This window comes from Ilumatobacter sp., from assembly GCF_030065885.1.
Lineage (GTDB): Bacteria > Actinomycetota > Acidimicrobiia > Acidimicrobiales > Ilumatobacteraceae > Ilumatobacter.
Map to the genome: position 1 here is coordinate 1 of NZ_JASJCS010000171.1, position 8,574 is coordinate 8,574.

Consider the following 8,574-nt stretch of genomic DNA (forward strand, 5'->3'; position numbering starts at 1 on the left):
TTCCTCGGCCGGGAATCGACACCGGCTCGGTTCGGCTGCACGATCGACTGCGATGCACACCCCGTCTCGAGCTCGACCCGTTCCCTCAGCCGACTTCGACTTCATGATCGGGTCGTGGGACGCTGCCATCACGATGCCGGGTCACCAACCGCTGGTGGGCCGATGGGAAGCGCGATACCTCCTCGACGGACAGATCGTGCTGGACCATCTCCAGATCGTGGACCGTGCGGGCAGACCGCTGCGCTCGGTCGCCACGTTGCGAACGTGGGTCCCATCGGACCGTTGCTGGACCGCCACGTTCTTGTACGCCGAGGCCCCCCGTCAGCACGTCGAGCTGCGCGGGTCGCGCGACGGCGACGAGATCCACCTCACCGCCCACGACCTGGAGTCCGGCGCCACCGCAACAGTCCGCTTCTTCGACATCACCGCAACGACGTTCCGTTGGGAGCAACGCAACCACGCCGACCACGACGTCGAAGATCCAGCCATCGCGATCCGATGCACCCGGGCATCCACGAACGAGGCCGGCACCTGACGTCCAACGACCCAGCCCACGCAACCCGATCCACAGCAACGCGTGTGAGGCCGTTGGGGCTCGCGGTCCACCAACGGATCACAGAGGACCCGCACGGCCGAGTCCGCGATGCTGTCGTCGCACGTCGGACACGCTGGCTGTCGACGGTCGGCGGTAACAACCCGTGCCCGATCGTTACCGGCGAACTCGTGTCGCACGGCCGCGCAATCTCTGCGCCGACTCGAGCCACCACAAGCCGAGCAGATCGGCACGTTCGCGTGCGGTGAACCGCTCGGAATTGCTCAGCTGTCCGGAGTCGGTGATTCGTGCGTCTGCAGGTCGAGTGCGGTGAGCACGATCCACCGCTGGTCGTCATCGAGGATCCCGTCGATGACGAGGCCAACCTCGTTCGCTGCTGCTGCGAGCTTGTGATCGTCAACGTCTTCGGTGGCGAAGTCTTGGCGCCATGTTCGACCGGCGAGGGTGTAGGTCATCGACGCTGATCGATTGTGGCCGTCGAGGCGACCTGGGTCGAACTTCATCTCGACGGGGCCGACGGTCGTCGTGCTGGCCTTGCACGTCAACAGCCAGTTCGGCGCGTGGCGCTCGACGACCACCTTGCCGCCCGCGCCGAGATGGCGCCGACAGACCCGTAGCAGCTGATTCCGCTGAACCTCGCCGGGAACGTTGACGAGGTGGCTTGCGGCCAGAACGACATCGAAGGAAGTGCGCAGGTCCAGGTCGAACAGATCGGCGAGAACGGTGTCGGCGCCGGTGACGTGCGCGAGCATCTCGGCGCCGTCGTCGACGGCGGTGACACGATGACCCAGTGCGACCAGAACGCGGGTCAAGCGGCCGGGCCCGCTCCCGAGCTCGAGGATCGATCGGCGCTCGCCGATCGCACGGTGGATGATCATCGGCGCGTCGCCCGCCGGTAGCGCCAGGTACATCGCCAGCGGGCTGCCGTCGTGGCTGACGAACTCGCTGTTCACGTCAACGGTTCCGTCGCCGGTCACAGTGTTCGCGCCCGGTAGACGGTCGTGTCGTGGCTGAAGTGCGCCGAGGTCGGGCTCAAGCGGCGGAGCCGTTCAAGCGATGCCACCCCTTGTTCGAGGAACGACGGCTCGTGCATGTCTGCGGGCAGAATCGAGCCGTCGCTGAACTCGCCGCAGCTGTAGCAGCACTGACCCACGATCACTTCGACCTCGTCGCCGTGGGAAACGACCACCGATTGGTGACCGGGCGTGTGACCCGGCGTCGCCACGAGAGAGACGCCAGGTGCGATCTCAGCGTCGCCGTCGATCACTCGTCGTCGGTCGTGGGCGATTTCGGCCCATTCCGGGATGGTGAACTTCGGCAGTCGGGCGGCTGCGAGTTCGGCGGCCTGGACATACACGGGCACGGTCGGGAGCAATCGGTTCTGGCCGCAGTGGTCGAAGTGGAGATGGGTGTTGATGATCGCAACGACATCTCGTTCGTCGACGTCCACCATGTTGAGCGCGTCGACCAACGGTGTCGCAGTCGGCTGGTAGATCTCGTTGAGGAGGTCGTGGTCGTCGGTCACGCCGGTGTCGACGACGATCGCCCCGTCGGGATGGACAACCACGAACCCCTGGATCACGCACGTGCCGTCCGCAGCGCGGGGATGGTTCTCGGGCAGCTTGACCGAGCCGAGCATCATCGGCCGGACCGACAACTCCATCAGCCCAGTCTGGCCCACCCCGAGGCACGCATATCACCACGCCGACGGCGCCGCCCACGCCGAGCGAGTACGGCACCGATGCGCTCGCCGATGTGCGCCATATCACGACCGGTTGGAACGTTGAGGTCGAACGATCAGATCACTCTGCCATCGAGGAGAGCAGCGCCTCCTCGACTCCGACCGCTCTCGAGGCGCCACCAGCCAAGAGCGCAGAACCGGTTGCGTGAGCCGCCTCGGCGTCAACCTCCTGGGCAGACGGACGGGAGCTGCGGGAGACCCCAGTACGGGACGAAGGCGCGTGCGCAGCCCGGCCGAGGACCCAGTCGAGGGCGCTCAGCTGACCGTCGACGTAGGGGTGCCCTGCGTCGCGTGCGAGGCCCGCCCGCCGCTCGAAGAGATCCTCTTCCTCGTCGAGGAGTGGGTGCGGTCGAGCGAGGCCCATTGCCCGGACGACGTCCAGCGCCGGGAACTCCGTGAAGTCGACGACGAGCGGTACCAGGGCGCGGGGCCAGGAGGTCCAGAATGCAGGTGGCGTGAGCCATAGGTCTGGCTGATCGGGCGTTGATCCGTTCCGCCAGACCTGCGCGAAGAAGGAGTTGACGCCGGTGTCGTAGCCCCAGACGGATTGGTGGTCAAAGCCGCGGAGCCAGAGGGCGTCGCGGAAGTCCTCGCCGGCGCGGGTGGTGTGGTGTCGGGACCATTCGGGGTCGTGTTCGGTCATGATCGTTGTCTCCTCGGCGCTGTTCTGATTTCGGGAGGGTGCGATCGGCACCGAGTGAGTCGAGTCGTGAGTTCGGCGTCAGCCGGCCTCGGCGAACGTGTCGTCGTTGTCGATGTGCTCCAGCAGTTTCCGGCGGGCGCGCTCGACCGAGGCCAGCAGTTCTTCGTTGCCGCTGGCCTCGGCGTATGCCTGTTCGGCTTGACGGATCGGGCACTCTGCGAGCGGGTTGTCGAGCACGCAACTGACCGTCTGGGTCGTCTCGAGGACGAGCGCGGCGTCGTCCGCTTCGGCCGCCAGTTCGACCAGTCGACAGGCGTAGTTCTGAATCACGTTCGTCGCAGCGACGATCACCCCTTCGCTGTGGGGCCAGAAGTCGAAGCCGCGCCGCGAACGTAGGAGCGGTCCCCTCATGAGGTCGAGACCGTCACGGAGTACTTCGAGCGCATCGCCTGACGACAGCCACTTCGACGCGTGAAGTCGGTGTTCGAGCAGGTCGATGTCGGTGAGCACGAGCGGGCTGACGAGGTAGTGGCTGCGCCCGCTTCGTCCCGGTGCGGCCTCCGGGAGCAACTCGTAGCCGTCGCTGCCGTCACCGAGCGCCTTGCGGAGCTTTGACATCCGGTTCTCGATCGTCTTGCGGGCGCGCTCGGGCGCAACGGCGTCATGGACGAGTCCGATGTGGATCTCGGTCCGGTGCCGGAGACACGTGAGAAGCGCGAGCAGTTCGGTCTGGTCGGCAGACAGCTCGATGCCGTCGACGCGAGGCTCGCCCATGAGGCGCAGCAGTACGTCGTGGGAGGGCACCGCGTACTCGTCATCGGCGGAATCAACGGCGTTCGTCGTCGCACTGTCGTCCCCGGTGGGTTCGAGGAGGGCGCTCATGAACTCGTCGGCTTCGACGAGTTCTGTGCCGGATTCGTCGATGTGTTCGAGAAGTTCGGCGATTTCGGTGGCGGCCGCTTCGGTGACGTTCGGCGTCCGTAGATCGACGCCGGACCACAGAGCTGATGCGTCCGCGTCGACGATGATGCGTTCCGTCGCAGCACGGTGGTCCCCGATGAGGACGACGGCGGTTCCGCTCGACGGGGTGCAGAGTTCGAGCAGCTCGTTGAGAAGTGGTTGCTGACCGTCGCTGACGTGTTCAACGTCGACCACGATGACGCTGGGATCGTTGGCACCGTTGTCCTCCGAGAGTTCTGCGCGTGCTGCGGCGATCGCCTCGCCTCCGCTGCGAGTCTCCCGTCGACGTCGTGCGACGCCGACCGCCCGTTCGAGCGTCGTCTTCGTCCACACCCGGTCGCAGTGTTCGGTGGCGTCGAGTTCGATGCCAACGAGGCTGACGTCCATCGACACGCCGAGCGGGTACGTGGCGAGTTCGAGGACCATGGATCGCCCGAGTCCGAGCGTGGAGGATCGGTCGCCGGTGATCGCAACGCTGCCGGCTGTCTCGATGTCGAGGAGGACTTCGTCGGCCTTCTCGTCCGTGCGGGCGCCGATCGTGACGAGCGCAGGTGCGAGGAGCTGACGGTGTTCGTCGACCGGGTCGTCGTAGCGGTGCGTCCAGGAGGTGCCCCCGTCGATGGTGGTCCAGCCTCGTGGTGTATCGGGCTCGGGTCGGGCGAGGAGGACTTCGATGCGCTCGCTTCCGATCTGGACCGCTCGCACGGCGGGCGGCTGACCGAGCAACGCGGCATGAGGTGTGAACGAGCGCAGCAGGGCGGTGATCGTGGCGAGTCGTCCGAGGCCGGAACGGGCGAGGAGTGCGTGTTCGGTGCCGGCGACCTGGTCGCTCGGTTCGGTGAGCCGCCGTCCCGGCACGAGTCGGCTCAGACGTCGGTTGCGGAGCCGCCGGACAGTGACGGCGAGCCCGGCGGTGAGCAGCGATCCGACGACCAGGGTCGCCCAGACGGAGCGTTGGACGTCGGTCCAGATGTCGGCGCCTTCGGTCGCAGCGTCGACGTCGGCGCGAGGCTGCGGTGCCACGCTCGGGCTTGGTGCCGGGAGGGTCGTGGGGCTGCGTTCGACCGGCGGCGGAGTCCCAACGTTCGGGCGAGATTCGGAGGGTGGCTCCTGGGGAGTCGAGTTCTCGGTCAGCTCCGGTGCCTGCGTGGGAGCGTCGACCACGGGAGGCGCTCCGACTTCGGGCGCTACAACGTCGCCGCCAGCCGTCGGTTCCGCGGACGGCGGCTCGTGCACGTCGACCGGTGGTGGTTCGGGCTCTGGCTGCGCATCCGAATCGTCGGCAACGGTAGGAATGTCGAGCCGCCAGCCCGGGAGGATGTGGTCGGGATCGGCGAACGTCTGACCGTCGGGCATCATCCGTTCGGCGTTGAGCTCCCAGATCTCGGGCCAACGGTTCGGGTCGCCGAGTCGGTCGTCGGCGATGTCCCAGAGCGTGTCGCCGAGAGACACGGTGTGCGTCGCCGATTGATCGCCGACGTCGGGTTGCTGAAAGACCCAGCCGGGATGGATCGGGTCGGTCTCGGTGGTGAAGACCACGCCGGGCGCGACTTCTTGGCCGGCGACGAGTCGGCGGAGTTCGCGGTGTCGGCTTCCGTCACCGAGCAAGGCTTCTGCGACGTTCCACATCCCGTCGTTGGGTTGCACGACGTACTGGGCCGGTGCGGTCGCGTCCGCCGGCTGTTCGGTCACGGGGATCGTGACGATCGTCCCTTGGGGGATGACGCCGCCGCTCCACGTGCCGGTGCGATTCATCGCCACGATGTCGTCGCGAAGCGCTTCGTCGCCGAGGTCGACGGCGATCGACAGGGCGGTCATCCTGCCGTCGGCGACGATCGTCGAGGTGGCCAGTGCCGCTTGCCGTGTCTCGATCGGGTCGACCGGGGCTGTGGCCGGTGGTTCCGGTCTGATGCTGTCAGCGAAGGATCCGTGGGTACTCGCGACGGCGGTGGTCGGCCAGGTCGAGATCGTCGCAGCGGTCGTGACGGTGCCGAGAAGAGCGATCCGGACGAGGCGGTGCACGAACGTGATGCGTCGGGCAGTTCCCGCCACGTTAGTGGCGCGCGACCCTTCGGCCGGTGAGTGGCCGGTGAGGCGCCAGGTCTCGGCGGCGATGGTGGCGACGATCCAGATCCAGATGGCGATGAACAGCAGCGCGGCGAGGCGCATGACGGTGTCGGCGGAGACCTCGCCGGTGTCGACCTCGCTGGTGAGCGTCGACCAGTCGGGGTACGGACGACCGATGAGCCAGGCGACGAGGACCGGTGGCACGGCGACGAGCGCGACGAGAGCCGAAATGGCGGCGACTCGGGCGAGGGTCGATTGGAGTCGGGTCATGAGTACTCCAGTCGCGCTCGCCCCGTTGCCGTCGCGACGAGATCGGCGGAGCCGGTGAAGCGGACGAACGTGGCGGAGCGGCGTTCGGTGACGGTGACGACGACGACGTCGCGGGCGGGGAAGCTGACGGTGACGTCAGCTGGGTCGACGCCGAGCCGGACAGCGTGATCGACGGCGGCGCGGCGGGCGATGTCGGCGTCGAGTCCGTCGCCGGGCGAGCCAGTGGCAACGGCGGCTCGTGCGGCGCCTTCGGCGGTGTTGCTGGCGTGACGCTCAGCGGTGAGGTAGCGGGCGCCGTCGAAGACCAGCGCTCCGCCGGCGATCGTGATGACGACGAGCAAGATCAGTCCAACGGACACCGACCCTCGGTCGCGATCGGACGGTGCAAGCCTCGCCGTGTTCATCGACGGAACCGATCGACGACCTGGCTGTCGGTGACCGAGACGGTGCGCTGCCCCGGTGTCCAGACGCCCGTGAGCGACTGGTTCGCGACGGTGCACGAGACGGTCACGGTGACGAGCGCACCTCGCCAGGTTCCGAGTTCGGACGGCATCCAGGAGAACGCAGTGGACGGGGAGCCTTGGCATCGTCCGGGGAGACCTGATCGCTCGACGGCGGCTGCGGCTGCGGCTTGTGCTTCGTCAGGTGTGGCGGCGATCGATGCCGCTCGTGCGCCGTCTTGGGCGGCGTTGGTGACCTGGACGCCGGCGGCGGAGAGTCGGCCGAGGTAGCCGAGGAAGACGACCATCACGAGCGCTGCGATCGTGAGGTAGACGACCTCGATGGCTCCGACGAACCCGGCGTCACGATGCGACACAGCCATCAGTCAGCGTTCCTTCGGTTGGGACTCGGTGACCGACGCCCGATATCCGCCGGCGTCGAACAGGACGCCTGGCGTTCGGCCGCTGATCGTGATCGTGACGATCCCGCCGGTCTCGCTGCATCCGATGTCGACGCCGCTCGACCAGCCGCCGGCGCGGCGGGCGATCAACTCTCGGGCGGTGGACGTGCCTGCCGAGCAGGTGCCGTCGAACGCCGCCGCGACCCGGGCACCCTCGGCGGCCGCTTCGTCGAAGACGTTCCTGGCGTGCCAGAAGCTGACGGTCTCGACCAGGAGGAGGACGAGCGCGATCATCGCCACGCCGCCGAACAGCGTCTCGAGCCCAACGTCGATCGACCCACGGTCGCCCCGGAGCCGCCGAGGCGCGTCGAACTCTGCGCCGGTCGGTTCGATGGTCGCAACGGTCGCAGGCACGACTGGGGATCAGGGCGACGGAGCGACGGGGTCTGGAACGTTGTCCTGCGCGTCGTTGAACACGCCGATGATGAACAGTCCGGCAGCGATCGCGATCGCGACCGCGACGGCCAGGAAGATCAGCTTCGACGGTGAGTCCTCGACGCCTCGGTCGTCGGCGAGCCGTCGGGCGAGTCGGTGCCCGGCATCGACGACGCCGTTGTAGGCGAGGGCGAGCCAGACACCGGCGGCCACAAAGGCCGTCGGTGGGCTCGGGGTTTCGGTTTCCATGGTTGATGCTCCTGGGGGTGATGGGTGGTCAGGTGAAGGCGTCGGCGATCTGGGTCATGACGGGGTAGGCGAGGAACAGGACCATTCCGAAGACCATCCCCATCGTGGGGAGGGAGAGGTTGGCGTTGGCCTTGTCGGCGCGATCGGTGATGTCGGCGAGTTGGCGGGCTCGCATCGCCGAGGCTTCGGTCCGGATGGTGGCGGCGACGGACACGCCGACGCCGGCTTGGCGCTGCAGCGAGGTGGCCAGCCCGCGGAGCTGGTCGAGGTCGTAGGTGTCGGCCATGGCGCTCAGTGCGTCCCAAACGGTGATGCCCATCGGTTGGGCGGTGTTGATGGTCTGGCGCAGCAGGTCGAAGCCGAACCCGTCGCCCGCGTCGGCGGCGAAGGAGAGCGCGTCCTCCACCGACCGGTGCGTGGTCAGCGCAACGGCGAGAAGCTGGACGAAATCGTTGACGGCACGGTTCAGCTCCGCACGCCGACGCACGGCTCGGGTTCGGACGTCGGCAATCACGCGCCACCCGAAGAGCGCAGCCACGGTTGGGACGAGGAGCCAGACGAACGGCGATGACGAGACCTGGCCGGCTGCGACCAGCGATGCCACTGCGACGACCATCGCGAACGCCGCTGCGGCGATGGTGATGACGACGGTGCCGATCACGTTCGGCACGGTGTGGCCGGTGAGGCGGATCGACCGGCCGAGTTTGGCGTCGACGAACCCGCCGATTGCGCCTGCGGCGAGTGGTCGACCGATCCGAAGCGGCCAGGTCCGAGCGCCGTCGCCGTCGCCGTCGGTGAGTGATCGGGTCGGCATC

General features: G+C 67.7%; 10 protein-coding genes. 1 reads left to right on the plus strand and 9 read right to left on the minus strand.

Annotation, left to right across the window (positions count from 1 at the left end; translation table 11 throughout):
• Positions 1 to 52 precede the first annotated feature (52 nt).
• Positions 53 to 535 carry a hypothetical protein gene (locus QNJ12_RS22645; RefSeq protein WP_300626207.1) on the plus strand — a complete coding sequence of 161 codons (483 nt, stop codon included), beginning with the start codon at positions 53 to 55 and terminating at the stop codon, positions 533 to 535.
• Positions 536 to 816: 281 nt separating this feature from the next.
• On the opposite strand, the gene QNJ12_RS22650 is transcribed toward QNJ12_RS22645, so the two are convergent.
• The 9 genes from QNJ12_RS22650 to QNJ12_RS22690 all read right to left on the minus strand — a co-directional run.
• Positions 817 to 1,506 carry a bifunctional 2-polyprenyl-6-hydroxyphenol methylase/3-demethylubiquinol 3-O-methyltransferase UbiG gene (locus tag QNJ12_RS22650; protein ID WP_300626209.1) on the minus strand — a complete coding sequence of 230 codons (690 nt, stop codon included), beginning with the start codon at positions 1,504 to 1,506 and terminating at the stop codon, positions 817 to 819.
• A 20-nt stretch (positions 1,507 to 1,526) separates the two neighbouring features.
• Entirely contained in the window at positions 1,527 to 2,216 is a 690-nt protein-coding gene (locus tag QNJ12_RS22655; RefSeq protein ID WP_300626211.1) for an MBL fold metallo-hydrolase, read from the minus strand.
• 139 nt (positions 2,217 to 2,355) lie between these two features.
• Positions 2,356 to 2,937 (minus strand): hypothetical protein, encoded by a 582-nt coding sequence (locus tag QNJ12_RS22660; RefSeq protein WP_300626213.1) that lies wholly within the window; start codon positions 2,935 to 2,937, stop codon positions 2,356 to 2,358.
• A 78-nt stretch (positions 2,938 to 3,015) separates the two neighbouring features.
• Complete coding sequence (locus QNJ12_RS22665; protein ID WP_300626215.1) at positions 3,016 to 6,234, minus strand: LysM peptidoglycan-binding domain-containing protein; 3,219 nt, start codon at positions 6,232 to 6,234, stop codon at positions 3,016 to 3,018.
• Positions 6,231 to 6,593, minus strand: a complete 363-nt coding sequence (locus tag QNJ12_RS22670) for a pilus assembly protein TadG-related protein (protein WP_300626217.1) — start codon at positions 6,591 to 6,593, stop codon at positions 6,231 to 6,233. The genes QNJ12_RS22665 and QNJ12_RS22670 overlap by 4 nt, the downstream gene beginning before the upstream one ends.
• A gap of 41 nt (positions 6,594 to 6,634) precedes the next feature.
• Positions 6,635 to 7,057 carry a hypothetical protein gene (locus QNJ12_RS22675; protein ID WP_300626236.1) on the minus strand — a complete coding sequence of 141 codons (423 nt, stop codon included), beginning with the start codon at positions 7,055 to 7,057 and terminating at the stop codon, positions 6,635 to 6,637.
• A 3-nt stretch (positions 7,058 to 7,060) separates the two neighbouring features.
• Positions 7,061 to 7,489, minus strand: a complete 429-nt coding sequence (locus QNJ12_RS22680; RefSeq protein WP_300626237.1) for a TadE/TadG family type IV pilus assembly protein — start codon at positions 7,487 to 7,489, stop codon at positions 7,061 to 7,063.
• A gap of 9 nt (positions 7,490 to 7,498) precedes the next feature.
• The gene (locus tag QNJ12_RS22685; protein ID WP_300626239.1) at positions 7,499 to 7,759 is read right to left on the minus strand and encodes a hypothetical protein; all 261 of its coding nucleotides are present in this window, start codon (positions 7,757 to 7,759) and stop codon (positions 7,499 to 7,501) included.
• Positions 7,760 to 7,787: 28 nt separating this feature from the next.
• Positions 7,788 to 8,574: type II secretion system F family protein (locus tag QNJ12_RS22690; protein WP_300626241.1), on the minus strand; the 787-nt coding region annotated here is incomplete at its 5' end.

Excerpts from the sequence above, each read along its gene's own strand:
- QNJ12_RS22645 (WP_300626207.1), top strand. The coding sequence starts at position 53 with ATGCACACCCCGTCTCGAGCTCGACCCGTTCCCTCAGCCGACTTCGAC.
- QNJ12_RS22655 (WP_300626211.1), bottom strand. The coding sequence starts at position 2,216 with ATGGAGTTGTCGGTCCGGCCGATGATGCTCGGCTCGGTCAAGCTGCCC.
- QNJ12_RS22660 (WP_300626213.1), bottom strand. The coding sequence starts at position 2,937 with ATGACCGAACACGACCCCGAATGGTCCCGACACCACACCACCCGCGCC.
- QNJ12_RS22665 (WP_300626215.1), bottom strand. The coding sequence starts at position 6,234 with ATGACCCGACTCCAATCGACCCTCGCCCGAGTCGCCGCCATTTCGGCT.
- QNJ12_RS22675 (WP_300626236.1), bottom strand. The coding sequence starts at position 7,057 with ATGGCTGTGTCGCATCGTGACGCCGGGTTCGTCGGAGCCATCGAGGTC.
- QNJ12_RS22685 (WP_300626239.1), bottom strand. The coding sequence starts at position 7,759 with ATGGAAACCGAAACCCCGAGCCCACCGACGGCCTTTGTGGCCGCCGGT.